Source organism: Photorhabdus heterorhabditis, assembly GCF_001280945.1.
Classification (GTDB): domain Bacteria; phylum Pseudomonadota; class Gammaproteobacteria; order Enterobacterales; family Enterobacteriaceae; genus Photorhabdus; species Photorhabdus heterorhabditis.
Window position 1 is genome coordinate 1 of the sequence record NZ_LJCS01000026.1, and the last position, 26,532, is coordinate 26,532.

Below are 26,532 nucleotides of genomic sequence, written 5' to 3' on the forward strand. Positions count from 1 at the left end.
TCAATGCGGCGCTCAACATCCGGCGCAAGGGCATACAGGAATTACAGGCGGCGGGACTCGTCGTTTCTGCCCATGGAGGCCAGCGTAAATCCGTCACACAGACGGTTGCGGCCTGAGAAGTGGGAAGACTCGCCGTTTACGGCGGGGAGCAGTCACTTACGCTTTGTCTATGGTTTCCTTTTCATTGGATTTTGATGTCATACATCCCAGATTTTTATAAATATTTCACCACCTGAAATTGAAATAGAGTTAGCGCTGAAACGACTGGAGGATATGACACATGGCTAAAGTAACTCCTATCTTACATTCGGAAGTGAGAAAACGTCTTCTTAATACACCGGAAGCTCTGCAAGCCTATGCTGAGGCCACAGAAGAATATGAGTTGCTAGAACAGCTCACTGAGTGGCGGGAAAAGGCAGGTCTAAAAAAAGTAAATGTGGCTAAACGGATGGAATTAACCCGTCCGCAGTTACCCGGATTGAGAAGAATGTAACGAGAGCTAGCTGGCACACACTTAAACGTTATGCTGCTGCATGCGGAGTTGAATTATCTTTGACTACGAAATAATGTTGTAAAATGCGTGTTCTGTTGGTGATAACACGCAGAGGCACACTTATTTGGTATGCCTTAAAATGGCTTCCAATTAAAGAAGCCATTTTTCTGGGGTATTCCCACCTAAAATCTCGTTTTTTTCAGCGAAAGTAAAAACAGCATATTTTTAACAATAAAGGCGCTGATTAAAAAACAGAGGAAAACGAAAAGTGCATCGATATAAGTAAGATTAAGATAAATAAAATAGGCTGTTGTGACGCCAATAGCGGAATCAAGTTGGTCGAATAAAATAAATAGCCGCTTATTTTTCTCTGGATGTTGCCCCGGTGGTGCGCCGAGTCTTCTTTTTAGCCAGGAGTTTGGTAATTCGAAAAGAACATAGCCGAGACCCGCCAGAAACCCGGTAAATAAGCAGGAAGAAATAGTCTGGGGAATCGTTGTGTCTTGTGTTCCAGTGTCGAAAACTAACCACAATAGCGAAAATAGCGCGGTAATAATGGGTACAGCAATAAAACCGCGCCAAGTCTTGTTACGGCCGAAATAACGTTGATGTATTGGAATAGCCCAGTAGGCAAAATAGTTTTTTGTCACAATCACCATATGTAAACAGCCACCAAGGATGACGGGGATCATTAAAATCCACCCATGATAAAAGCTATTGAGCATAAAGACTCCAGAAATGAAGGCCGGTAAATAAAACAAACCCTGCAAGTGTTGTACTGACGATGGTACTGAGATGTTTGAATTTATAAAACGGGCGATCCCATAGCATGGCGATACTGAATGCAATAAGCGCCAATGTTAGTAAGAGATGTGCCAACCATGACATTACGACTAAACTGACCAAAGCGTAACCGCTGACAATAAATAAGCTCCAGAATACGGGCATACCAAGATAGGAGAGTCGATCTTCATCCTGAATATTTCCGACTTCATTAAATACGGATAATCGCAGACAACCGCTGATTATCATTAAGATAATAAACAGTGAATACCAGGATTGATAACCGGAAAGGTATAGGATGATGGATGGTGAGATCAGGTAAATAAGTTGATCCATAAATCCATCAAGATAACGGCCAAAAGGGCGGACAATATCTAAGTTTCTGGCCAGAATACCATCGAGTGCGTCGCCAAGCATGGCAAGATATAAGAACGCAATGGCCAGATAATGCCAATGCTGTAATGCGGCTGCCACGGAGAGAGCGCTAAATAGCGCTCCACCAATAGTGATATAGTCTGCTCTGTTTAGCTGGATGATGAAATGGTTACTGTTCATAATTTTTCCTTGTATGGAAAGGAGGATAATTGGTCTTTCTTGAGCATATTTATCAGCGCAATGCGGTTTATTTTGCTGTTATGGCGAATGTCAACGGGAATAGGATTGGCATAATAAATCCGGGTAACCAGAGTGAGATCCAGTTCGTCTAAAATGGTGGATAAACCTGTCGGCAGGGTGGTACTTTCCAATATCAGCGCGGCTCCACCCAGAGGGTGCAATACAAATGCGCTCCGTGCGATATTTGACAGTTCATTAATCCTTTTTTCTACCATATAGGGATGGATAATACGCCCATCATCTAATATCACCTTGTCTTTTACCCGTCCAAGCAACCAGAGTTGCCTTGTGGCGTCTATGTAGCCAACGTCACCGGTACAGTGCCAGATCCCTCCCTGTTTACGCGGGAGTTTGTTTTCTTTTGTTGCTTGAGGATTATCAATATAGTCTTTGAGCACATGAGGCCCGGCAACCAGAATTTCACCTATATCACCGGTAGCCAACGGAGTAATTTGCTGGGGATCAGCGGTTATCTCTCTGATACATATTTCGGCTTGTACGACGGGTTTCCCGACCAGATAACCATCATGTGTTGCCCAGTGATTTAATTGCGTTGTCATTTCGACCGTACTGATCGGTTCGACCTCGGTGGAGCCATAGACGACTAAATGCTTCGCATGTGGAAAGACGGTCAGACAGTTTTCGAGCAGTTCCTTATTGGCAGGAGCACCACCTACGATAACAGTTCGTACATTGGGGAATGACAATCTGTTATTTCTAGCGTAATCAGTGAGTTTGCTCATATAAGCGGGTGCACCGCTGAGGCAGGTGACGCCCTCATTTTGCAACTGCCCGACGATCTTCTGTGCATCAACAGTTGCAGGATGGGCAAAGTCAAAATCAGGCAGAATACTGCTATTACCGCAGCACAATGAATGCAGTACCATGACGGGAAAACTGTGCAGGTCAATCTCATTCTTTTCTTCGGGAAGAAGCGCCTTTATGGCGTAAAGTTGTGCTAACAGGCTATCGTGAGTACGGTTTGCCCCTTTAGGTATACCGGTAGAACCAGAGGTAAAAGTAATTAATCCCGTCGTATCCGGCGGTAGGCTACGGCAGATAAAACGATTTAGTGGTAAATGTTGGCTGGGCGCTTTCAGTACTTTCATGCCCCAGATACGCTGTCCAATCACAAAACGGCGCGGTCGCCACAGTTCGGGGATCAGAAACCAGAATTTTCCTAATGCAGGTTGGGTGATAACCGCCGATAATTTACTGTGCCGTAGCGTCTCCCGGAGTTGTTTTTTGGAAAGACCCCGCTCAAGCATAACCGGAACCAGCCCCAATCCCAGAATGGCGATAAGCAATGGGTAAAGTACTAATCCGGGCTGAACAATCACTAATAAGCGATCACCGGCCACGAACCCGGCTTGGGTTAACAGATGCTGGAAGTGGGATGCATGAGAAAAAAATTCCCGAAAACTTAAACTACTGCCGTGTGGTGCTTGCAGGGCTAAATGCTCAGGGTGTTTTTGGGCCGCATCGACAATGGGCTGACAAATATTTGTCATGCGATCCTCCTGTAATAAAGCGCATATTGATGTCTGGTGGAAGCGGGTGTATTGAAGAGCCGTTCTGCGGTCTTTAATGATTTATTATCTTCACGCATCAGGGCGCCCCCTAAACGGGGATGAACGAGGCTGGCGCTCTGCTGATATGAGTGATACAGCGAATGATATAGCCGACTCCCCCGATATTGCGGCGCAACTGCTACAGTTTTCAACAAGCCTATAGCGGGCTGACCTTTTTGGCTCACGGATAAGCTAAGAATTAACCCAGTAATCTCGCCGCTGACGGTTTTAGCCAGAAATGACGCAGGGTAGAGACAAAAAGGTTTAATAAATTCCTTACCGCAATAATGTTGAAATGTTGTCCATGACGGTGTGGTGTAAGCGAAATTCTCGCCGAAGACTGAGTCGATGAAGGAATATAATTTAACCTGTTCTTGCATCCATAATTCTGGTGTTAACGGTAATAATGTTGCCTGGGGATCAGGGAATTTTTGTGCGCGTAGATAATCTTGCCGAAAGTTGTTTGCTATTGCTTGGGTGTCATCGAATAGCGAGGTATAGCGGTAACGAGTATTAAACCCCAACTTTTCTAATAAAAGGGAATAATAAGGCGGATTATAAGGTTCATTCTCAAAGGGGGAGACATCAAAATGATCAAGCCGGACGCGGTAATGCCCGAAGGTCGAAAAGTTAATCGGCCCGTAGAGATTGTGTGCGCCATTTTTCTTGGCCCATTGTTCCAGGGCGCTAAACAGCATGGTGTTGCTTGCCATATCATTATCGGTTTCCCAAAAACCGAAAAATGCGGCGGATTGACCATCAACGGCATGGGGCACTAAAAAACCGGCAAGACGAGTTTTCCCCGGAATACAGCCAATCCAGGCTTTGCTGTGATTAAACCAGGGATTCTCCAGACTGAATTGTTGTTGTACCTTCTCCCGGTCTTCGCCAGGCCAGAGCGGCCAGTCACGGTAGATGGCTGCCGGAAGATCGAGAAAACTTTCAGGCAGTGGGTTGGCCGGGGACCACTCGCCCATGAAGATATCAGACATGTTCGCTCCTTGAAGGTAATTCTTCTGTAGTGGTGTTGTGCAAGCGGATAATACTCCCGGTTGCACCGTCCATGCGTACCCAATCGCCATCTTTTAAAATTTGGGTGACCGCTGGAATGCCAACAATTGCGGGAATACCCAGTTCGCGGGCTACAACGGCAGAATGAGAGAGTGTGGAACCACGTTCAATTAATAACCCGCCCGCTGTAGGGAATAATGGTGCCCAGCCGGGATCGGTACGAACGGTACAAAGGATCTGCCCTGCCAGCGACATTTCATCCTGCGGGTTTTTAATTAAGCGAATAGTTGTTTCAACTAGCCCTGGATAACAACCGATGCCCTGTAGCATTCCGCTATCGGTTGGGGCTTGTTGTTCCTTATAGGGGTAGCTGTAATCTTGCTGCTGATACAGCGAGCCTCTAATGAAGAAGTGATGGGCTGGTTCATCCTCTGTTTCGTAACCAGCATACTCCTGTTTGCGTATGGCAACTAAAGGCTTAAGCTGAGTTTGTACCGCCGTTCCTTCGTAGCTGCTGTAGATTTCCTCTAACGTCAGATAGAAAATATCACGTGACTCGGCAAGGATTCCTTCCAATGCGTATGTCTGACCAAGCTGTATGAAAATATCCCGATATAGCCCAAACATACGGGTTCGGGTGAAGCGCATATTTTCCCGGTGGCGTATTGCCTGGCGCAATTTCTGCAAATTCTTTTTGAAGGCGGCCATACGTTTGGAGCCAAGTTGCTCGCGTATTTGCTGAAATGCGGTGTTTTCTGCCTGAGTACGTAATTTTCTTTCCCGGCTGGATAACGTCTCTGGTGTGAGGGTATCGATAGCAAGGTAGTTTTTTAGTATCAGAAACAGAAAACTGGGATCTTGTTTTAGTGTAATAGTTTCCAGCTTTAGTTCGCCCATAGTACGATCGCCATATTTTTCAATATAATCAATGCACTGTTGGTAGAATGGTTCATCGAGCTGGCGTGCTTGGGTTAACAGAGTACGTGCGTCACCGTTCGTTAGCAGGGTGCATAATTCAGGGCGCTGGCGCGCATATTGGCACATCTTTAACAGCACTTTGGTTGGTTGGGTACTTTCAATATCTTCGTCCCCTGAGAGGAGATCACCTAATAATGCCGTTGGATTCTCAATGCCAGCCGCCGCCAGTCCCCGGTGTACTCGGCCATTAAACATCATTACGTAGAAATCATTCAGAATTGGCGTTGTCCAGCGCCGTAGCAGGTGCTCATCGAGATATTTCAATTTCTCGATTAGTTGGCCGCTGTTGCAGGTATGTAACTCTGTTCGTTTTATGGCTGCGGCATGTTGTTTAAATTGTGCTAAAAACAACTCTACTCGCCGATCCATCGTTCTGAAAGCGTATAGTAGTCGTAGCAATGCCCATCCCATTTGGGGAAGTTTTTTTATTTTATCGCCCAATGAAAGCTCTTTATCTTCAATGAAATCGACAGGATCTTCCAGCCCCATCATTCTTTCCATATCTTTCTTATTAGTTTGGAAAGAGGGGAGTAATAATAGCCCTTTATACCAGTTGTTGATGTTGTAATAGATCCGGCCTTTAATTAAGCCGAGCATATTTTCCAACATGGAACGATGCTGATTAACTTGTTTATCTGAGCAGCCCAATGCACGTATTGTCTGCTCATAAACAGTGGCATAACCAGCACGGGCAAAAGAGAAAGTCAGTGGCGTGGTTATTCCACAATAAGATTCTTGAATATTAGAGTTATCGAAGATAGTACGGTGTTCGTTCTTATCATCCTGACGGGGTAGTCTGGTTATTGGCCGGGTCTGTAGAATAAAGATTTGATGATTTTGCACCGTCCACTCAATATCTTGCGGACAACCGCGTGCCGCTGCGATTTTTTTTCCAATATCTCGCAATGCATATATTTCATCATCGGATAAGGTTGGTGCCCGCTGTTTTTCCTCTTCAACGGGTACTGTCACTGTACCGCTGCCGTTGGCGGTATCGAAGACACTTGCTGTCCCTTTTTGCGTGATATGGCGTTCGATCTCAGGCATGGTGAGATGAACTGAAAACTCATCGGTATCGCATTCACCAGAAACTACACCTTCCCCAGTACCCCAAGCGGATGAGATTAAGTAATGTTGTCTACTGCCGGTAACTGGGTGCGCGGTAAACATGACGCCAGAAACTTCACCGGCAACCATGTTCTGAATAATAACAGCGCTACGGATATTACCCATCGGCAGTCGTTTGTGCAGGCGATATTGCAATGCACGGGTATTAAAGGCTGAAGCCATCACAGCACGTAAGCTGTCGGCAAGTGCGGATTTGCCACGCTGAAATAGGTAACTATCCATCTGCCCGGCAAAAGAAGCATTGGCAGCGTCCTCACCAATAGCGGATGAGCGAACAGCAAAAAATGTATCTGGGTGATTCTCTGACAACAGAGCCAGCTCTGCTTCTAATTCCGCAGGCAGAGGGAGTGATTGTAACCATTGGCGCAAAGGGGCAGCAATGGCGTCGAGTTTTTCCTGGCTGATATCATGTGGCACGGAGGCTAACTGTTCCACAATGGTGATCGCAAATGTATCGTTAGCTAATAAGTTGTTTAGTACCTCGCTGCTGATGACCCAATAATCAGGTACAGGAAAACTATTTTGCGTTAGCCATAATAAATTAGCCGCTTTGCCGCCTAAGGAATGCTCCGATAATTTAATAGCACTATCTTGAGTATAGAGATATTTCATGTTATTCCACCAATGCAGCAATAGTACACTTATGTATATCATGGTCTTATTTGCACATAATATTTGTGGGTTAATAGATCAATAAGACTCGAATGTATTACAAGCTATTGCTGCACCCTTGTTATTAGAGGAAGAGTGAATTAAATAACTTAATTCGATTTACTATTGATTTCGTGTTAATGAAATAAGCCAGTGGATAGTTTTCATCGTGCGCTCCATAAATGGATAGCCAACAACATTATGTGCCATCATATAAAACGGGATTCTTCTCATACAGAAATCACGTAGCGCTAGTTCATAACCGCGATACCAATTTATTGGATCGAGAGCAATCCCCGATTTTTGCTCGAGTTCAATTCGGTGTAGTTCAATATAATAGGCCACACTGTTTGCATCACTTTGCTGGTGGTCTAAGCTAAAGGCTAACAGTTCAACGAGGTCGCGTTGTGGTAGATGCAAAGTAGACAATTCCCAATCCCAAGCGCATAAACGTAACCCCTCTTCCTGCTGCCGGAAGGCAATATTACGTGGATTGAAGTCACCATGGATCAATGTCCGAGGCATCTGTTCGATTTCTTGCCACCAGATGGCTGAGTTATCTACCCAGTGCTGGAAATCTTGATGTTCCTCGGCGGTTAATAGCTCCGGGAATGTTTGGTGAACAAAATTGCCTAGTTTTTTCCATAGGGGACTCATTTGTGAAACCGTATCAGCATTCGAAATTTGCAGTTGTGGGAATTTCCACATTAGCTCTTCTTCTTGCCCTAACCAGATGGCGTGAATATCGGTAATCCCTTGGATAGCGGCTTCAAGGTGATGCTGTTCCCAGGGCATTTCCAGATTAATATTGTTCATTAACACCATATCGTGAAGCAATTCTTCAATTAGGGCATAGGTTCCAGTTGTCTCGTTTTCAATCACACCATAGATGACCGGCATATAACGCATGAGCTGTGGATTTTGCTGGTTCATAATAGCTAGCTCGCGGGTATGGCTCTGGTTAAATTCAAGCTGATGTGCAAAATTCTGAAAAACAGCAAACAGCTCAGGGGAACAGTGTTTGGCGATATCCAGTATCATGTTAACCACCTCATTCCCCAACGGTTTTAGCTTCAGCATTATAGGTAGAGTGAGCTGTGCGGATGTGGTCATAGCAAAGGGAAATAGACCAATTAAACGTTCTGCATAGTTTGAACTCAGCTGGGTTAGCATGCTATGTCCATCATCACCAGAAAATTTGGGTTTGATGGTGGTCAGGTTAGCCCCTTGTAACACAGGATTAAAATTTGCTTGTTGGAAGAATGACAGATCAAGCTCTTGCGGGGTACGCGGAATAATGCCAACGGTGGGAGCTGGATGGTTACGGCTGAGTTTTTCATGCGATTGCGCAAACTCATCCGCAGCAATGGCTGACAGTGTTGAAATATCAAGAGCCAGGCAATAACTAGCAATGATCTCAGCCAGGCAAGTGGTGCCGTTTTCATCGGTGCAGCCCAACATATTCAGGCATTCGCGTTGGTGTGGTAAATAGGTACCTCCGCCGACTGTGCCTACGATCAGTGATGGCAGTGTGATACTGCAATAGACGCGGTTATCGGCAGTTAATGTCATGTGCAAATGCGCTACCGATGATTCATGTACGCAGGCGATATCTTGGCCTAAGGCTGTAAACATCCCGGCGATAACATTTGCTGCATTAATATTTATACCAACCATCCCTGAAGCCGTAGCTCCTTCGCAGACATGATGATAAGCGGTGACAAGTTGTTGAGGAGTGACTCGCAGGATTTGCTGACAGGATTCAGCATTTAGATAAACCTCTGCCACGACACGTGTTCCACGTCCTTCAATAAAGGATTGATAAGCTACCTTTTTATCGCTGGAAGTATTACCGTCTATCATAAAGTGGCGCAGTGGTATAAAAGCCATTTTTGCTAGCTGCTCTTGTATCCATTGGCATGCATACCAGGTACAGATGGTGGTCATATTCTGACCCGCAGCGGCGGCTGTATTGTAGATAAACTGCAAATGGACACTGCGTCCAATGATGTGTGGTTTTATTTCCGTTAATTGCGCATGCTTGGAGTGACGTCCAATTTCATGCCGTAGTTCGCTGATATGTTCGTTGATCCAATCACTGAACATAATGCTATGTGAGACGCTATAAAATTCAAAACGGGGAGCTCGTATCATGCGTTGACCAAGCACACGGGCAGTCGTACCCCCTGATTGCATAATGGCTGAGGAACCACGGGATATTGACGCAATTAGGGCGGCTTCTGTGGTGGCAATCGGTGCGTAATATACCCCTTGAGCGTATTGTCCCTTTATCAATAAAGGGCCAGCAATCCCTACAGGGATTTCTATTGAACCAATAAATCCTTCAATCGTTTTTGTTAGTTTCGTCGCGTCCAGATGGGTATTTGCCACGTGTTCCAGCGTATGTCCGGTATGTTTTGCCAAATAATCCAAGCGTTTTTGCCGGGCTTCCTCGGTATATGTATAAAGATGGCGGCGGGGTAATAATTTTACCTGGGCTGCTGTTGTATGAACGGCAGATACCTCTTGGTGTTTATTGCTGAATATGTCACGTGATAATTCTGGAATTGAACTCAGTGCACCGCTCTCTATGTGAGTAGTAGTATTATCTGAGACATGACTCTCATATGATTGGATATTTTTTTGCAACATAACTATATTTCCTTCGATACCTAAGCAAACCCAAGCTTTATTAAAATACTGGCAGCGCAAACTGAATAACCCAGAACCATAAACATTCCCACGACAGCTTCATCGCGTTTGCGATTTTGAATAGTGGGGTGGCAGAGAAATTTACCCAATTGCCATAGACACAATGCATAACAAACTACCAAGATAATTAATGCCCATAACACTATGCCGTCAGTGGTGATATTAATTAGCCAAATCTGTAACACTAACATTATGGTGAGTAATGCTGCGATAATAGCGATCGCCCCTTTTCTGCCGAAAATAGATGAATAGGTTGGTATTTCCGGACGTTCTTCATCTGGGCCTTTACACTTGCGTGTAATTTCAAAACTAAATCCAGAGAAAAAGCATAACCCCATCAAAACCCATATTGGGAAAGTGAGTGTGAGGTTGGGACTAGCGATATTAACCAGCCACCAGATAATGAGTGGCATGACCAACATATGGGAAATGGCATACCAAGTGAGGTGCTGGTTTAACCATTCACTGATAAAGAATTCTTTCCCCATAAGACAGGTCCAGATAAAGACTAATAGCCAGGCAAAAGTGACTGAACCAACTCCCTGATCTAAAAATAAACTCCCACCCAATTGCAGGGTAATGCAGCAGATACCGAGTACTCGTAGATTTTTCAGCGTAATAATGCCGCGCTGTAATATCCGCTGTGGGTGGTGTTCACAATCCAGCTGATAATCTTTATGCTCATCGAATATCCGTAATAGTAAAAAATAAGAAAAGGACATTAAGCAACCAAGCAGGATCTCCCATGATAAAACCGGCTTTTCCCCTATCGAGTAAAAAGCTACGGAATAGCTGATGATATAAAATATAAAGAAAAGTGGCGCGTTCTGTAGCGGGAAGCGCTCATCCATCCATAGCTTTATCCTCTTACCAATGAATCTTGAATAAATATCTTGGCCTTCCATACACCATTCCTATTTATTGTATAAAGATCGAACTAATATACGTTTGTGACAAATTACAGCCCAAGGATAGTAAATCCAGAAGCAATACTTAATGAAATCCATGCGTGTTTTTAACATTATTCCTGGGAATAACCGTAAGAAATACGTATGGACTGACGTCATACGTTAAGCTAAAAATTTGCAATCCGCTATAATCAAGATGTGTAAATTTAGATCTTAACATGCAACTTATGTTTACAATTTCTTTTGTAACTGTATGTTTGTCTGTATTTTTATTTTCTCTTCAGATTGAAAGAATAACGGGCCTTGATCTCCTACTTTAGAATGATATAGAGAGTATCTGCCCTGTTATCTGCAACGATTGTATTCTCATATAGGTCTTCTGTGGGGCAAAGCCTCCTGATATAAAATACCGGAATAGAGTAATAATGGTTAAGTATTTTAATTGAATTAAAGAAGGGATGTTTTGATTTAGAGCAGTTTATAAGCAGATGTTACCCTAATAGCTAAAAGTAAAATTTACAGCTAGTTCTGCGTTGGATTCTTGATGTAGGATCGGAGGAATACCGATGTATTTTGGCAGAATAGCTACATTACTTTATCGAGTAAGGAGTCTGAGTTGTGTTAGGAAAAATCCGCGATCTCAATCTGCGTTGGTTTATTACTGCCCATGATAATCATTTGGTTCTCAGTCGGCATGAGCAGAAAGATATTGGTCTTAGCGACAAAGCCAATGATCTGATTCTGATAGCTACCCGTAAAGAAGCCTCTGATATCCTTTCCTTCCTGCATCATCATTTGTGTATTGTAGGAGAGGCTGGATTGGGGTTGTATGTTAAAAATCTAGTAGATGTAATAGTGTTAAATCCCATATTTGCTGTTCTCCGTGCGGGTTTGTTGCAATTAGATGAGTTTATTAAAATCAATGTGCTGGAGGGCGTATATCAATACGATCATGCGCGATTATCATGTTGATTAGAGTAGAAATTCCGGTAGACGCCGCCGGGATAGATCGGTTACTACGGAAATCATTTGATACCACAGTGGAAGCGGAATTGGTACAGCAACTGAGAGAAGATGGATTACTGACATTGGGCATGGTTGCCACGGATGACGTAGGCCAGGTAATCGGTTACGTGGCATTTAGTCCGGTAGATATTAATGGCGAGGATCACCAGTGGGTCGGTTTGGCGCCGTTGGCGGTTTCTGAAGAATACCGTCGGCAGGGGATTGGAGAAAGACTGATATATGAAAGTCTGGATAGCTTGAATGAATTTGGCTATAGAGCAGTCGTTGTTTTAGGTGATCCACGTTATTACCGTCGATTTGGTTTTACGCTTGCCTGTGAGCATCAGTTGCATTGTCAGTGGCCAACATATGAACCCTATTTTCAGATATATGAATTAGCTGATAGTTTTTTGGCTGACCATACTGGACTGGTTACTTACTCTCCGCCTTTTGACCGTTTCTGAATTGATGCTAAATATTCTGCTATACAGATGGGCTGGCAAATAACCAGCCTCTCTTTTTGTTGTTTACTCAACTGTTTTACCTGATATTCCAGTCGTGAAGCATTGGATTTGTCGCCAGCATTACTGCTGAAAACCAGTTGCAATGGGCCTTTACCTCTGAGTGCTTTTGCTCCTTTACCATTTTCATGCTGTGCAAAACGGCGGTTGATATCTGTCGTTATTCCTGTGTACAGCGTTCCTGTTTTCGTTTTCAGCAAATAAAGAATCCATTGATTTTTAGCCATATAATTTTTTTCTTAATTTTTTATTTCTGATATTTGTATTTTGCTCAAGTGGTCTTTCTATATTATTTTTCGGAATAATTTATCTTAAGTTATTATAATATAATAGATTTATTAAAATTTGTTACATATCAATTTCCTGGATATAGCATTAATCATTCAAAAATTTTGAAATAGAATAGCAGTAATTGCTAATTTTTATTCTGTCAGTTAGAGCATAATATGATCCACGTCACAGAGAGTGATCTGTTCCCTTAAAAATTGATCAAGGATCATGTTATGAAAAATGTAAAATATATTGCTGCTGTTTTAACTTTAAGTGCTATCTCTTTTGGTGGTATGGCGGCAACTGAGGTCCAATCTTCTTCATCTCCTAAAGTTGGTGTGGTTTCTGTCACGGGAGCTGATACCCTGGAAAGCCTGAGTGCCGAGTTGTCCAAAAAAGCTGACAAAGCTGGCGCATCTTCTTTCCGTATTATCTCTGCTAGTGGTAAGAACCAATTGTCAGGTGTTGCTGAAATCTATAACTAATTTATAGTAGAGCATACTGAACCCTGATTTTGTCAGGAGATATCAGAACACGCCGCAGGATGATGTTTATCCGGGCGTGGTTCTGGGTATCCGGGCAGATAAAATCCTTCCATTGGAGGGAGTGTGAATACCACTGAAAACTTTCATCTTATTCGTCAATACCTCGCAAGACAGCATGTCCTTACGCTTTGTACCGCCGCCGATGACGATATTTGGTGTGCGAGTTGTTTCTATGTTTTTGATGCGGATAAGATAGCCTTTTTGTTTATGACTGAATCCCATACTCGGCATGGTGAAATGATGCAAATAAATCCACAGGTTGCAGGTACTGTTGCAGGACAGATTCGTAATATTGCACAGATAAAAGGTATTCAGTTCAAAGGGGAGGTCATTCGTCTTGAAGGTGAAAAAGATAAAGCGGCCAGAGCACGTTATTGTCGCCGCTTTCCAGTGGCCATTGCTGCTAAAACACCTGTCTGGCAGCTGAATCTTAGTGAAATAAAGATGACTGATAATACGCTGGGATTTGGTAAGAAAATCTGCTGGCAACGATGAAATTATCTTAATTTATGAATAATCTGGTTGTAACTGCCACGCCACAGTAAACCGGGATCATAAAGTGCTTGTACAAATTTTCCGTCCACGAGCACATTAATATAGCTGACAATTTCCTGTTGAGCTTCATTAAGGTCATCTAACCGATAGCCAGTCCAGATCCAGATGTCCTTTTCAGGACATTCTGCCTTGACCCGTCTTACCAATTTCAGGATTGCTGGTATGTTATGTCTATGCAGAGGATCGCCGCCAGACAGAGATAACCCTTGTCGTTTAATACGGCTATCCTGTAAATCGGCGATAATACGGTCTTCTATTTCCTGTGTAAATGGGTGACCAGAATTCACTCGCCAGGTACTTTTGTTATAACAACCGGGACATTGATGTTCGCATCCCGCGACGAATAGCGTACAACGAGTTCCGGGACCGTTAACTACATCAACGGAGTAATATTGGTGATAATTCACTTTCTTAGCCTGTTTTAATTAGCCTAACCGCCCATTTGTCAGATGTTTTACCCTGCGTTTTACTTCTTCCTGTTTACCTGCGTTGAATGGACGAGCGTCAGGACTCCCCAAATAACCGCAGACGCGGCGGGTTACTGATACTCTTGAAGGTTCATGATTGCCACAACGAGGGCAGGTAAACCCTTTGCTGGTACAGGAGAATTCACCGGTAAATCCGCAGTCATAGCATTCGTCAATGGGTGTATTGGTTCCATAATAAGGGACACATAAATAGCTGTAATCCCAGACATCTTCCAGTGCTTTTAAATTATGTTGTAGGTTAGGATATTCGCCATAACAGATAAAACCGCCATTTGCCAGTGGTGGGTAAGGTGCTTCAAAATCCAGTTTATCGTAAGGATTGACCTTCTTTTCAACATCTAAATGAAAACTGTTGGTGTAATAGCCTTTGTCTGTCACGCCTTTGATAACACCAAATTCAGCGGTATCAAGGCGGCAGAAACGGTCACATAGATTTTCACTTGGTGTACTGTATAGGCTGAAACCATAACCGGTTTCTTTCTTCCATTGATCAGTTGCTTTTCGCAGATGGTTAATAATTGAGATAGCCTTTGCACGTAATTGTTGATCATCAAATAGATGAACCTGATCGCCATACAATGCATTAATGGTTTCATGAATGCCAATATAGCCCAAAGAGATAGAAGCTCTGCCATGCTTAAAGATTTCGGCAATATTATCATCTGCTTTCAAGCGAACTCCGCAGGCACCTTCCATATAAAGGATTGGAGCAACTCGTGCTTTGACCCCTTCCAGACGGGCAATACGAGTCATCAATGCTTGCTTCGCCAGAATCAGACGTTCATCTAGTAATTGCCAGAAATGTTTTTCATCTCCTCTGGCTTCGATGGCAATACGGGGCAGGTTTAGGCTGATAACTCCTAGGTTATTGCGTCCTTCATGAATTTGCTTCCCATTTTCTTGGTAAACATTGAGGAAACTGCGGCAGCCCATTGGGGTTTTAAAGGAGCCCGTGATTTTAACAACCTGATCGTAGTTAAGAATATCAGGATACATCCGCTTACTCGCGCATTTCAGGGCCAGTTGTTTGATATCGTAATTAGGATCACCAGACTTATGATTCAGACCGTCGCGGATAGCAAATACTAGTTTGGGGAATATTGCTGTTTTGTGGTTCTTACCTAAACCAGCAATGCGGTTACGTAGAATAGATTCTTGGATTAGGCGGGATTCTTTTGAAGTACCAAGACCAAAGCCAAAAGTGACAAAAGGTGTTTGTCCGTTGGTGGTATGCAGAGTATTAACTTCGTATTCCAGTGACTGAAAAGCGTTGTAACACTCTTTTTGGGTTTGTGTTTCAGCGTAGGATTTTTTATCGGCAATATCCCATTCTGTAGCGATGGCTAAGTGTTTGTCATAGCTCGCTTTAACAAATGGTGCTAACACTTCATCTATACGGTTAATTGTGGTACCACCATAAATATGGCTGGCAACCTGAGCAATAATCTGAGCCGTTACCGCTGTTGCGGTTGAAATGGATTTTGGCGGTTCTATTTCAGCGTTACCCATTTTGAACCCGTTGGTCAGCATGCCGTTCAGGTCGATCAACATACAGTTAAACATCGGGAAAAAGGGTGAATAATCGAGATCGTGATAGTGGAGTTCACCTCTTTCGTGAGCTAATACCACATTACGAGGCAGAATATGTTGTTTGGCATAATGTTTGGCAACAATTCCTGCCAACAGATCGCGTTGAGTGGGGATAACTTTACTATCTTTATTGGCATTCTCGTTGAGCAGGGAAATATTACTTTGCTCAACTAAGCCACGGATTTCCTGATTAAGACGGCTATGTAACTCTCGGGCAATGTCCCTGTCATGACGATATTCAATATAGAGACGAGCTAGGTGCTTATAGTTGCCCGCCATTAATTGATTTTCTACTGCGTTTTGAATATCCCATATATCAACTTGTTTGTAATTAGCCATTAATTGCGTTACTGCGGATGCAACTTGAGCACAATATTTATCATCTGTGACGCCAGCAGCAGAAGCGGCCCGTTTTATGGCATCTCTGATACGGGCTTCATCAAATGGTGCTTGATGACCATCTCGTTTTATCACAACAGTTTTCACAATATGGCTCCTTGAAAATGTTATCCATAGGTATCGACAATACCCGTTCGGGTATTTAACTTAAATATGAATAACTCTATATGTAGATCGTGCTTTATATTTAAACACAACATATAGTAAATTGAAGCAAAATAATAACGACTTGATTTGATCTAAGACAAGGAAGAGTCAGCTATATTTGGAGGGTAGAGAAAAGCAAAAACCTTTAGCTAGCGACTAACTAAAGGTTTACAACAGTGGAACTGGGAGATTATCTACGAATCGCGATAGCTTCAATTTCGATTTTAACGTCTTTTGGTAGACGGGCTACTTCAACACAGGAACGTGCTGGAAAAGAGGCATTATGTTCTTTGAAGAATGCTTCATAGGTAGAGTTAACAGTGCCGAAGTCATTTAAGTCCTTAACGAAAACGGTTGTTTTAACAATGTCACCTACAGTCAAACCTGCTTTCTCAACGATAGCTTTAACGTTTTCCAGTGATTGACGAGCTTGAGCAGCAATATCTTCTGCTACATCACCTGTTTCTGGATTTACCGGGATCTGCCCGGAAGTGATTATCATGCTGCCTAGATCAACACCCTGAACATATGGACCAATTGCAGCAGGGGCTTTATTGGTATTAATCTCGTATGACATAGGTTCTCCTGTTAATGTGATAACTGAATAAATGTTTTACCAAAGGTACTATTATAGTTCCCGTATCTGCCTCAGCAACTGGCATAGATCGTTTAATCGTTGAGTATTACCACGTTGCGGTCGAACTCTTTCTCACAGTATTTGCAGGTTAGCACCACGTCTTCGGATGTGACTTTGACCCGAAAACTACTTTCTACAGGCTCATTGTGGCTAATACAGTTGCTATTCGGGCAGACTAGCACGCAATCAATGCGTTCAGGCAAGTTAATTGGCAGTTTCTTGACGACTTCATAGTTTTCAATACAGTTCACCGTTGCGTTCGGTGCATACATAGCCAGCTGGTTAGCTTGTTGCTCTGTAAGGAATGTATTTTCGATTTTGATGAGATCTTTTTTACCTAATTGATTGGAAGGCAGGTTCAGGCCGATGGTGATACGTTGATCAGTTTCAGTCAGTTTAAACAGAGAAAGTAATTTGAAGCCTACCTGAGCTGGGATATGGTCAATCACTGTACCACATTTAATGGCTTCGACTTGTAATTTATGATCTTGGGTCATAGTGTTTTTATGAATACATTTTGGTGACAATTTGTCTGTATTCACCCTCCAGGTAATGGTTAAGAATCGACACGCATTCCATGTTAGAAAGAAAGTAATAACCAGTTATGTTCGCGGATTAAAAAGTATTTTCTTTTTTAATCATTCATTTAAAACTAAAGATAATAGTGCCTGACGAGCATAAATGCCATTTTCTGCTTGTTGGAAATAATAAGCATGGGGAGTTTTATCTACATCGACAGTAATTTCATCAATACGTGGCAATGGATGTAGAACTTTAAGGTTTTCTTTCGCTCCCGTCAGATCAGTGGCACGTAGAATAAATTGTGCTTTTACATTGGCATATTCGGATGGATCAAGGCGTTCTTTTTGTACACGAGTCATGTAAAGAATATCCAGCTCTGGCAAGACTTCTTCAATATTAGTATGCAAGCTATAAGTAGAACCTTTTTCATTCAGCATATGAAGAATATGGTTTGGCATTGCCAGTGCTTCTGGGGCGATAAAATAGAAATGGTTGCCATTAAATTTTGCCAGCGCTTGTGACAGCGAATGGACGGTGCGGCCATATTTTAGGTCACCAACCATGGCGATATTCAGACTGTCCAGCCGTTTCTGGGTTTCTTGAATAGTGAACAAGTCCAGTAAGGTTTGAGTCGGGTGCTGATTAGCGCCATCACCGGCATTGATGATTGGAGTATTACTGGAAAATTCAGAAGCCAAACGTGGTGCACCTTCTTGTGGATGGCGCATCACGATAGCGTCAACATACTGGCTGATAACGGAAATGGTATCTGCCAGTGTTTCTCCTTTCTTGCCTAGGGAAGTGTTACTACTATCTGAAAAACCAACAACTGAAGCACCAAGACGGTGAATTGCTGTTTCAAAAGAGAGGCGAGTACGAGTAGAGGCTTCAAAGAAACAACTGGCGATAACCTTGTGTTTCAGTAATTCAGGCTGTGGTCTGGCTTTTAGTGCGGCAGCAGTCTGCAATACCAATTCCAGATCTTCGCGGCTCAGATCATTTATTGAGATGATATGTTTGCGATATAACGGATTAGCCATTTTTCACTCTCCTCTAATGCTGACATCCGGGTGTAGCGATTATCAATTGATTGCCGGGCAAAAAAAAGCCCCTCAATGAGGGGCATTAAATGATCGGTTTAGCGGCGGGAAAAACAATGGTTGCTGGCTGCCTTTAGGCAGTTGCACTCGCACTTTAGCTTGACGAAAATAAGCGCTGTTTTTCATGATTTCTCCCGGCAAATTGCGGCGCATTATACTCGTGAAAAATCTTACAGCAAGTATCGCAGGAAGAAAAATGGTATTGGCAGCATCACGTCTTTATAGACATAATCCTACAGATACCTTAAGTAATCAGATTTTTAAATCCTTTGCTAGTGTTGCTACCATTACCGCTTTAATGGTATGTAGGCGATTTTCTGCCTGATCAAATACAATACTGTGTTCTGATTCAAAAACTTCATTGGTGACTTCCAGTCCGCCATACATATCAAATTTGTCTGCCAGTTGCTTACCTAACGTCGTTTCTTCATCATGGAATGCAGGCAAGCAGTGCAGGAATTTTACCTGCGGATTACCTGTCATTTTCACCATATCCATATTGACCTGATAAGGTTTCAGTAGGCTAATTCGTTGTTGCCAAACTTCTTTTGGCTCTCCCATCGAAACCCAGACATCGGTGTAAAGAAAATCAGCATCTTTAACACCTTCCGCGATATTTTCAGTTAGAGTAATTTTACCGCCGGTTTTTTCAGCCAGTTTTTGGCATTCAGCAACTAGTGTTGCATCTGGCCAGTACTCTTCAGGAGCGACCAGTCGAACATCCATACCTGTCAGTGCTGCAGCTTCTAGCATGCTATTGCCCATATTATTACGGGCATCACCTAAATAGGCGAATTTGATTTCTGACAGCGGTTTCTCAGGTTGATGCTCTTGGATAGTGAGTAGATCTGCCAGTAACTGGGTAGGATGAAATTCATTCGTCAGGCCATTCCATACGGGGATGCCAGCGTGTTCTGCCAGCGTTTCAACTACTTTCTGAGCATAGCCACGATATTGAATACCGTCATATATGCGACCAAGTATACGGGCGGTATCTTTAATTGATTCTTTATGACCAATTTGATTACCACTAGAGCCAAGATAAGTGATATTTGCCCCTTGGTCATAAGCAGCTACTTCAAATGAACAGCGCGTGCGGGTGGAATTCTTTTCGAAGATTAGCACAATATTTTTACCTGTTAGCAGAGCTTTTTCTGTGCCGGATTTTTTAGTCGATTTTAATTCAGCTGCCAGCTTCAGAAAAGCGGGGATTTCTGCTGAAGAAAAATCAAGTAACCTTAGTAAATTACGTTGATAGAACGGATTCATTGTTGAGTACCTCTGCATTTATTTTTGCATTTGTATTCAATTTATATCTATAAAAATTCAATTTCAACTCCGTGTTAGATTTCTTTGATGTAAACAGTGGTTAGGCTGACTGTGGTGTGGGAGAATGAAAGTTGGGACGGCCAACTGATTGAGGATATTGGGTATGGCAAATCAAAAAGACTTAGAAGAACAACGTGAAGAAACGCGCCTTATTATTGAAGAATTATTGGAAGATGGTAGTGACCCAGATGCGCTTTATGCCATTGAACACCACTTTTCTGCAGAAGATTTTAATCTGTTGGAAAAAGCTGCTGTCGAAGCCTTTAAGCTAGGTTATGAAGTAACTGATGCAGAAGAATTGGAGGTTGAGGATGGCACTATTCTTATGTGTTGTGATGTTATTAGTGAATGTGGGTTAAGTGCAGAACTGATCGATACCCAGGTTGAACAACTGATGAATCTGGCCGAAAAAATCGGTGTCAATTATGATGGTTGGGGTACTTACTTTGAAGATCCTGACGCACAAGATGATGATGAAGATGATGAAGACGATCTACCGGAGCAAGGAGGAGATAGGCTTCATTAAGGTATTGAGGTAAGAAGTAATAGAGGGTCTAGCTTACAGGTTTCCAGTCTGTAAGTTGCCCTTTATTAATTTAAAGCGTGGTTAATTCTTATTTCCTTTTTATAGGAATTTATATTTCAATTGAACGTTAATATCTGCTGATTTTTCAAAGTAGAGCTCCCATGACTAAGAAAACAGCCATTATGATTATCATCCCTCCACCTAGTATGTTCACTAGCCTCATTCTTTTTTCAGTAAAAGATGCGCGCGAGCTCACCGCATGAGCGGCAGCGACCCATGCTGTATCTATCACCAAGCCTAAGCCAATCGGTATCAATGAAAAACTGAGCAGGGATAAAATAGGGCTGTCTATTCCTTCGGTTAAAAAGCTTGGAACTATCGTACCAAACATAATCAATGCCTTCGGATTCGTTGCACCAACGATTATTCCTAGCGCCAATGTTTGTTTATTTTTCTTGGAGCTAACATTCTCGCCAACTCGCAGCGGCCTTGAAAAAAAAAGATATTGAACACCGATGACTAGTAAGGCAATAGCACCCAGCAAACGAATGACCATCAAAGCAGTGCTGGATTGTATGAGCAAAGAGCCAATTCCCAAGGCAAGGATCACAGCAACGCAATAGGTTCCGATTGCATTTCCAATCACACCACGTAATGCGTTGGTCCGTCCTACTGACACCGCCTGTCCCACAATAAACATGATACTTGGGCCAGGAACAGCGATTAGTATTGAGCTAGTCAGCATGAGTCCTAACAGACCTTGAAGTGTCGTAAAATTTGTGAACATAAGGTAACCTTCGCTATCTGGCGCAGGGACATGAATTTTTAGATAAAAATCGCTATCCTGTCCCTGCCGTGTTAGTTAAATTTCGTTGTACACATCTAGTACAATACAATCATGACTGCTTGGCAAGCAATGCCAGGGTTGGTTGAATCCGCAGCGCTTCTGCAATCTCCTCCTCGCTCATAAGGGGATAGCACTTCTCGACAAACTCATCAAGCACTGGCAACATGCTTCTGCGCTCTTCAATGTCAAGTGCACAGGCGCAAGCATTGAAAGCGACGTTCCTGTACTGATCAACATTGGTTTCGGCATCTACATAGTCATCAAGGTCCCAACGGCCAATAAGACTCTCTTGCATATGGAAGGCGTTCACTTCTACACCCTCGCGGAAAACATGAAACACAGGGTGGATATAAGCACTTTGAGAAGTGTCGAAATGATCGGCTGGTAACGTAAAGTAATGTGTCGGGAGTTCGCCATTGCCATACCGATAGAATCCATACTCAAATACTATCTCAAGGCGATTTTGTTTATCTCCCCAACGCTCGTTGTTATATTCTCGCGAAAACGAAGGCCATACGTGCGCGTGTATAACACCTTCATCATGACATTCTTCAAATGTGACTACGTTTCCGAAATAGCTGAAAAGCTCAAATAGTGGCATGCTTGTACTGACAAGGTCTACGAGAAACTTGGAGAGAGATACCAGCGCGTCAGAAGGGTTATCAAGAGGTACTCTGCATTCAAATATTGGCTTGAGAGCTATGCCGTGATATTTCTCAGCAATGATATTTCCAAGCGCTTGAATATTACATCGGAAACCATGTACAAAACCGGAGGCTGCATCTGGATCATTGACTCGCATAGAGGTACCAATAAAATAGAGCCCTGGTACGTTCACTGACTCCCAACTTGATGTGAGCAAACAGTATTTGCCTTTTTCGTCAACATCTGGTCGAACAGTATTCATGTCGAAAATATCTGATAAGGTATAGTTGAATCCACAGCATACAATCACATCGTCAACGATGCCTGTGCGTTTCATCCATCTTGGCGGAGACCAATGCGGGCAAGGTGTCTCGTAGCTGACCAATAATTGTCCTTTATGCTTCCCACTAGCGATTCGCCGAATTTCAACAATGCGGTCACTGACAATATTGTTGTTGGACTTGAGTTGCATCAAATCGAAAACATCTGAGACTTGAGCACGCAAATCATGCACGTTGTGAGTCTGCCGGGCGAACAGAGGTAATGATCTCGTGACAACCCGCGTTTCAGCTGTGATATCGATAAGGTGGTGTGCAATTTCGAAAGCAGAGTTACCTCGTCCAAGTACCATCACGATTTTATTTTTATAGCGCTCAGCAGCGGTATTTGGATCGAAGTTCTCGTAAAGGGTACAGGTTTCAGCATTAAGCCCTTTAATATCTGGCATAATTGGCTTTGATACGCCGGTAGCACAAAATATTCGATCTGCTGAGATGGACAGAGAATCAGAAATCTCGATAATAAAATGTTCATTCTCTTTCATTATACGCCGAACGCGCATATTGGTGCGTATACACTTTACGAGCCCCATTTTATCGGCTACGTATTTTAGATATTCTTTATAAATTCTTGCTGATGGCCAATGTGCTGATGTCCATTCTGTAAATTGAAGTTTTGGATCATTCACCACATCTTCCGCGTTAATAGTGCTGAGAGTGTGCCAGTCATAACGCATCCGATAGGTATGATTGTCTCCGGGAACATATTTTTTGTTGAGCGAGATCAACTCTCCACATACAGGAAATCTATCCCACTGACCACCAACAGTCTCGTTTGCTTCAAGTAAGAGATATTCAATACCGCGTTTACTAAATTCAAGGGCCATATTTAGCCCAGCAGGACCGCCACCAATAATAATATTAGGATAATGGTTTCGCATTATACTTATCTCCTCTAGTAATAATATTAAAATAATGAACTCGCATTATATTTACCTCTTATAACGATGAAATTGAGATAAGGATTTCACATTTATCTCCGCTTAATTTTAAACTATTCCATAATTTATTTTGAGTGATATCAGAAGGGAGGTAGAGCAACTACCCTTCTTTAGGAACCAAAAATTTTTGCTCCTGAAATATATTATTAGCTCCCAAGTACTATTTATTAAAGATAATATTTATGGATGAAACTTACGCCTATTAATTAAATTTTTTCATCCATAATGCATGCGCGAAGGATACTCTCAAATATCGATGCGAATTTCAAATATAAAGTTATGATTAGTTGATTCAGCAATGTTATATATTATTTTCCATCCATAATAATGGAATGATAATAAATTGTAATAAGCCGCCAATGATTAATTGAGGAAGTGTTTTTGATAAGGTTTTCGTGATTATTTATACCCATTCAACTTGAAGATGCCGGTTTTAATATTTTAAAGTAAATATTAATGGTATTGTTCTGGGGAAGATTATTTTAATCTAGTCTGGAAATGATAATTTTTTACACATAATTCAGGTGGTTAATTCAGATACTGGACTGTTTTAGCTGATAATGTTTTTGTGACCTTGAATGAGGTGAGAAACCAGATTGAAATTATAGCCTAAAATTCTATCATCGATGGGAAAGAAGGATAAATGAGAATATCAATAGTTTCATCAGACAATACTTTCCAAAAGGAATAGATTTTAAGTAAGGATCAAATGAAATATTATCAGTGGTGAAATTCAGCGTAATTTAATAAATAGAAGTGCAGAATTCTGAACGCTTCCGTTGCATGGTTGAATGTGTTCAGAATTCTGTGTCAGACTTTCGCTACTTCCAGGTATTAAGAGAAACCATCTCTTGAAAGAAAAGAGGGTCACTTTCTTATTTGGAAACGTCGGTACCGAAATATTTAGTAGAAATTTGCAGGTAAGTGCCATCAGCTTTAATGTCGGTTAACGCTTTATCGATAGCGGTTTGTAATTCTGGTTCGCCTTTACGGATGAGAATACCGACTTGATCACCATTGGGTTCAGATGCGACAACTTTTACCGGTGCATTAGGTTTGTGTTTTTTAAAATCCAGATAGGACAGATTATCATTGATGGTTGCATCAGCCCTACCTGTAGCAACCAGATCGATTGCCTGATTAAATCCTTCGGTAGGGACGATTTCCGCACCAAAACGTTTTGCTAACTGTGCATAGTTGCTGGTTAAGCTATGGCTTGATGTTTTACCTTTCAGGTCACTAAATGTCTTGATACTGCCATTGTTTTTGCGGGTGATAAGTACGGCTTTGGAGATAATATACGGAGTGGAAAAGTCATATTTCTTCTTACGCTCTGGTGTAATAGCGACTTGGTTGAGTACAGCGTCGTAGCGTTTGGCATCCAGTCCGGCAATCAGGCCATCCCATTTTCCTTCAGTGAACTCGGCTTTGACATTTAGACGATGGGCGATTTCGCGACCAATCTCAACATCAAAACCGGTTAAAGTTCCTGAAGCGTCGTGATAGGTAAATGGTGGATAGGTTCCTTCGGTAGCGATTTTGAGCACACCCGTTAATTGAATCTTATCAAGGCTAGATTCTGCACTGGCAGAATGTACGATGCTGAATTGAATGACACCAGCTAATAATGCGGTAAGGAACACTTTCATTTTGTTTCTCCAGGCGACCAAAAAATTTATTTATCTGATCATCATTGGTTGTTGTAAGGATCAATGATGACAAGGTGTTGTTAACGGTGGGTTATATCTCCCAATCCGGTAAGGTATTCGTTAAGGTCGAAACAAATTCGACGGTACGTTGTTTAAGGGCACGAGTAAAAATAGTTTTCGACGTTCCCGATTCGACAATTTCTCCAGATTCTAAGAATATGACGTTGTAAGCTAGGTTTGCAGCCAGACGTAGATCGTGTGTAGCCATTAACATCGTGGTTCCTTCTTTGGCTAATTGTTTCAATACAGCTACAACTTCCAGAGATAATTCTGGATCGAGCGCGGAAGTTGGCTCGTCGCACAATAACACTTTGGGAGAAGGTGCCAGCGCCCTGGCAATCGCGACACGCTGTTGTTGACCACCGGATAGTGTGGCAGGTAAGGCATCAGCTTTGTGTGACATGCCAACCTTTTCCAGCAGTTCAAGCGCTCGCTTTTTTGCTTGTTCATGTGACCATTTCTGAACCCAGATCAGCCCTTCCATAATGTTTTCAATGACGGTGAGGTGAGGGAAAAGCTGAAAGTTTTGAAACACCATACCGGTTTGCTGGCGAATCCGTTGTACGTCCTTGTGAGCAATTCGCTCTTTACCAATGAAGGTCATGCTTTCATTGCCAATTTGGAGCTTCCCTGCCTGAGGAATTTCTAATAAGTTGATACAGCGTAACAGCGTGCTTTTGCCGCTTCCTGATGGGCCGATTAATGCGGTAAGGCTGCCTTCCTCAATAGTAAGATCGATATTTTTCAGGATCTTTTGCCCGTTAAAACTTTTCTCAATGCCGTTGAGCTGTATCATTTTCTAATTCCTTTGTATCGCTCTTTTGCGAAAACTTCTTTTCCAGACGGGCTTGTAATGATGATAATACTGAACTGATTATCAGATAAATTATTGCAGCTTCGGTGTAAAGAATGAGAGGTTGATAAGTCACCGCAGCAATACGTTGTGCAGCAAGGAACAGCTCCGGTACTGTGATTACTGAGGCCAGCGAAGTATCTTTCACCAGTGAAATAAATGTGTTTGAGAGCGGTGGAATGGCGATTCTCGCGGCCTGAGGCAGAATGATCCGGCGTAACGCTTGTGTCCAGCTCATACCGATGGAGTAAGCAGCTTCCCACTGTCCTTTTGGTACAGATAATAAAGTAGCGCGGATTACCTCAGATGTATAGGCACCGATATTCAGGGTGAAACCGATAACGGCTGAAGTAAATGCACCTAGTGTAATACCAACACTAGGTAGAGCATAAAAAATAAGAAACAGTTGTACAAGCAACGGCGTACCACGGATCAGCCATACGTAGAATTTGGCAATGGCAACAAAGGGTTTCGGCCCGTAAAGCCGGATTAGTGCAACGATAAAGCCCAGTATAATACCAAGAGTAAAGGTAATAAGAGTGAGTGGAATAGTGAAAGTAAAGCCTGCATAGAGCATAGGCCAAAAAGAATCGAGTACTAAATTGAACCAGGATGGTTCCATATATTTTCCCTATTGTGTGTAATATAAGAATATATTTATATGTAATTTTGAAAATATCATATGGCAAGCTGGTCGTTTATATATATAAAATAA

At 42.5% G+C, this 26,532-nt stretch carries 25 protein-coding genes and 1 pseudogene; 7 read left to right on the top strand and 19 right to left on the bottom strand.

What is annotated here, in order from left to right; all coding sequences use genetic code 11:
- Both AM629_RS10655 and AM629_RS10660 read left to right on the top strand, forming a co-directional pair.
- Positions 1–116: pseudogene (locus AM629_RS10655) on the top strand (RNA-guided endonuclease InsQ/TnpB family protein); the annotation flags it as partial.
- A 164-nt stretch (positions 117–280) separates the two neighbouring features.
- Positions 281–493 carry an XRE family transcriptional regulator gene (locus AM629_RS10660; protein ID WP_235525454.1) on the top strand — a complete coding sequence of 71 codons (213 nt, stop codon included), beginning with the start codon at positions 281–283 and terminating at the stop codon, positions 491–493.
- A 182-nt stretch (positions 494–675) separates the two neighbouring features.
- On the opposite strand, the gene AM629_RS10665 is transcribed toward AM629_RS10660, so the two are convergent.
- From AM629_RS10665 to AM629_RS10695, 7 genes are all read right to left on the bottom strand, one after another.
- Entirely contained in the window at positions 676–1,152 is a 477-nt protein-coding gene (locus AM629_RS10665; RefSeq protein ID WP_235525455.1) for a CDP-archaeol synthase, read from the bottom strand.
- A 55-nt stretch (positions 1,153–1,207) separates the two neighbouring features.
- Positions 1,208–1,831, bottom strand: a complete 624-nt coding sequence (locus tag AM629_RS10670) for a CDP-alcohol phosphatidyltransferase family protein (protein WP_054478775.1) — start codon at positions 1,829–1,831, stop codon at positions 1,208–1,210.
- Positions 1,828–3,402, bottom strand: coding sequence for a fatty acid CoA ligase family protein (locus AM629_RS10675; protein ID WP_054478777.1), 1,575 nt, complete (start codon positions 3,400–3,402; stop codon positions 1,828–1,830). The genes AM629_RS10670 and AM629_RS10675 overlap by 4 nt, the downstream gene beginning before the upstream one ends.
- On the bottom strand, positions 3,399–4,454 hold the full coding sequence (locus AM629_RS10680; RefSeq protein ID WP_054478779.1) for a hypothetical protein: 1,056 nt from the start codon (positions 4,452–4,454) through the stop codon (positions 3,399–3,401). Before AM629_RS10680 ends, AM629_RS10675 begins: the two co-directional genes overlap by 4 nt.
- A complete protein-coding gene (locus tag AM629_RS10685; protein ID WP_235525456.1) occupies positions 4,447–7,191 on the bottom strand; it encodes a phosphoenolpyruvate synthase in 2,745 nt (914 codons plus the stop codon). Before AM629_RS10685 ends, AM629_RS10680 begins: the two co-directional genes overlap by 8 nt.
- A 162-nt stretch (positions 7,192–7,353) precedes the next feature.
- On the bottom strand, positions 7,354–9,882 hold the full coding sequence (locus AM629_RS10690) for a hydroxymethylglutaryl-coenzyme A reductase family protein (RefSeq protein ID WP_054478784.1): 2,529 nt from the start codon (positions 9,880–9,882) through the stop codon (positions 7,354–7,356).
- 20 nt (positions 9,883–9,902) lie between these two features.
- Positions 9,903–10,847 carry a prenyltransferase gene (locus AM629_RS10695; RefSeq protein WP_054478786.1) on the bottom strand — a complete coding sequence of 315 codons (945 nt, stop codon included), beginning with the start codon at positions 10,845–10,847 and terminating at the stop codon, positions 9,903–9,905.
- 621 nt (positions 10,848–11,468) lie between these two features.
- Here AM629_RS10695 and ubiT point away from each other — a divergent pair.
- Positions 11,469–11,822, top strand: coding sequence for a ubiquinone anaerobic biosynthesis accessory factor UbiT (ubiT, locus tag AM629_RS10700; RefSeq protein WP_054478788.1), 354 nt, complete (start codon positions 11,469–11,471; stop codon positions 11,820–11,822).
- Positions 11,816–12,319 (top strand): GNAT family N-acetyltransferase, encoded by a 504-nt coding sequence (locus AM629_RS10705; RefSeq protein WP_054478790.1) that lies wholly within the window; start codon positions 11,816–11,818, stop codon positions 12,317–12,319. The genes ubiT and AM629_RS10705 overlap by 7 nt, the downstream gene beginning before the upstream one ends.
- Here the strand turns inward: AM629_RS10705 and AM629_RS10710 are convergent.
- Entirely contained in the window at positions 12,292–12,603 is a 312-nt protein-coding gene (locus AM629_RS10710) for a GIY-YIG nuclease family protein (RefSeq protein WP_054478792.1), read from the bottom strand. The genes AM629_RS10705 and AM629_RS10710 overlap by 28 nt on opposite strands.
- 276 nt (positions 12,604–12,879) lie before the next feature.
- Between AM629_RS10710 and bhsA the strand changes: the two genes are divergently transcribed.
- Positions 12,880–13,131, top strand: coding sequence for a multiple stress resistance protein BhsA (bhsA, locus tag AM629_RS10715; RefSeq protein WP_054478794.1), 252 nt, complete (start codon positions 12,880–12,882; stop codon positions 13,129–13,131).
- 123 nt (positions 13,132–13,254) lie between these two features.
- A complete protein-coding gene (locus AM629_RS10720) occupies positions 13,255–13,686 on the top strand; it encodes a YhbP family protein (RefSeq protein WP_054478796.1) in 432 nt (143 codons plus the stop codon).
- Between the two features lie 2 nt (positions 13,687–13,688).
- Here AM629_RS10720 and nrdG read toward each other — a convergent pair whose 3' ends face one another.
- The 6 genes from nrdG to argF form a co-directional block, all read right to left on the bottom strand.
- Entirely contained in the window at positions 13,689–14,153 is a 465-nt protein-coding gene (gene nrdG / locus AM629_RS10725) for an anaerobic ribonucleoside-triphosphate reductase-activating protein (protein ID WP_054478798.1), read from the bottom strand.
- Positions 14,154–14,171: 18 nt separating this feature from the next.
- The gene (gene nrdD / locus AM629_RS10730; RefSeq protein ID WP_054478800.1) at positions 14,172–16,310 is read right to left on the bottom strand and encodes an anaerobic ribonucleoside-triphosphate reductase; all 2,139 of its coding nucleotides are present in this window, start codon (positions 16,308–16,310) and stop codon (positions 14,172–14,174) included.
- Between the two features lie 250 nt (positions 16,311–16,560).
- Complete coding sequence (gene ridA / locus AM629_RS10735) at positions 16,561–16,947, bottom strand: 2-iminobutanoate/2-iminopropanoate deaminase (protein WP_054478802.1); 387 nt, start codon at positions 16,945–16,947, stop codon at positions 16,561–16,563.
- A gap of 92 nt (positions 16,948–17,039) precedes the next feature.
- Positions 17,040–17,504, bottom strand: a complete 465-nt coding sequence (gene pyrI / locus AM629_RS10740; RefSeq protein ID WP_054478868.1) for an aspartate carbamoyltransferase regulatory subunit — start codon at positions 17,502–17,504, stop codon at positions 17,040–17,042.
- Positions 17,505–17,645: 141 nt separating this feature from the next.
- Entirely contained in the window at positions 17,646–18,569 is a 924-nt protein-coding gene (gene pyrB, locus AM629_RS10745) for an aspartate carbamoyltransferase (RefSeq protein WP_054478804.1), read from the bottom strand.
- 312 nt (positions 18,570–18,881) lie between these two features.
- Positions 18,882–19,898: an ornithine carbamoyltransferase gene (gene argF, locus AM629_RS10750; RefSeq protein ID WP_054478806.1), complete on the bottom strand. Its 1,017-nt coding sequence runs from the start codon at positions 19,896–19,898 to the stop codon at positions 18,882–18,884.
- A gap of 163 nt (positions 19,899–20,061) precedes the next feature.
- Between argF and rraB the strand changes: the two genes are divergently transcribed.
- The gene (gene rraB, locus AM629_RS10755; protein WP_054478807.1) at positions 20,062–20,484 is read left to right on the top strand and encodes a ribonuclease E inhibitor RraB; all 423 of its coding nucleotides are present in this window, start codon (positions 20,062–20,064) and stop codon (positions 20,482–20,484) included.
- 145 nt (positions 20,485–20,629) lie between these two features.
- Here rraB and AM629_RS10760 read toward each other — a convergent pair whose 3' ends face one another.
- The 5 genes from AM629_RS10760 to AM629_RS10780 form a co-directional block, all read right to left on the bottom strand.
- Positions 20,630–21,271: a LysE family translocator gene (locus tag AM629_RS10760; RefSeq protein ID WP_054478809.1), complete on the bottom strand. Its 642-nt coding sequence runs from the start codon at positions 21,269–21,271 to the stop codon at positions 20,630–20,632.
- A 109-nt stretch (positions 21,272–21,380) separates the two neighbouring features.
- Positions 21,381–23,195, bottom strand: coding sequence for an NAD(P)-binding domain-containing protein (locus AM629_RS10765; protein WP_054478811.1), 1,815 nt, complete (start codon positions 23,193–23,195; stop codon positions 21,381–21,383).
- A 935-nt stretch (positions 23,196–24,130) separates the two neighbouring features.
- Positions 24,131–24,904 (bottom strand): amino acid ABC transporter substrate-binding protein, encoded by a 774-nt coding sequence (locus AM629_RS10770; protein WP_054478813.1) that lies wholly within the window; start codon positions 24,902–24,904, stop codon positions 24,131–24,133.
- Positions 24,905–24,995: 91 nt separating this feature from the next.
- A complete protein-coding gene (locus AM629_RS10775) occupies positions 24,996–25,760 on the bottom strand; it encodes an amino acid ABC transporter ATP-binding protein (RefSeq protein ID WP_054478815.1) in 765 nt (254 codons plus the stop codon).
- On the bottom strand, positions 25,738–26,439 hold the full coding sequence (locus AM629_RS10780; RefSeq protein WP_054478817.1) for an amino acid ABC transporter permease: 702 nt from the start codon (positions 26,437–26,439) through the stop codon (positions 25,738–25,740). Before AM629_RS10780 ends, AM629_RS10775 begins: the two co-directional genes overlap by 23 nt.
- Positions 26,440–26,532: the final 93 nt, after the last annotated feature.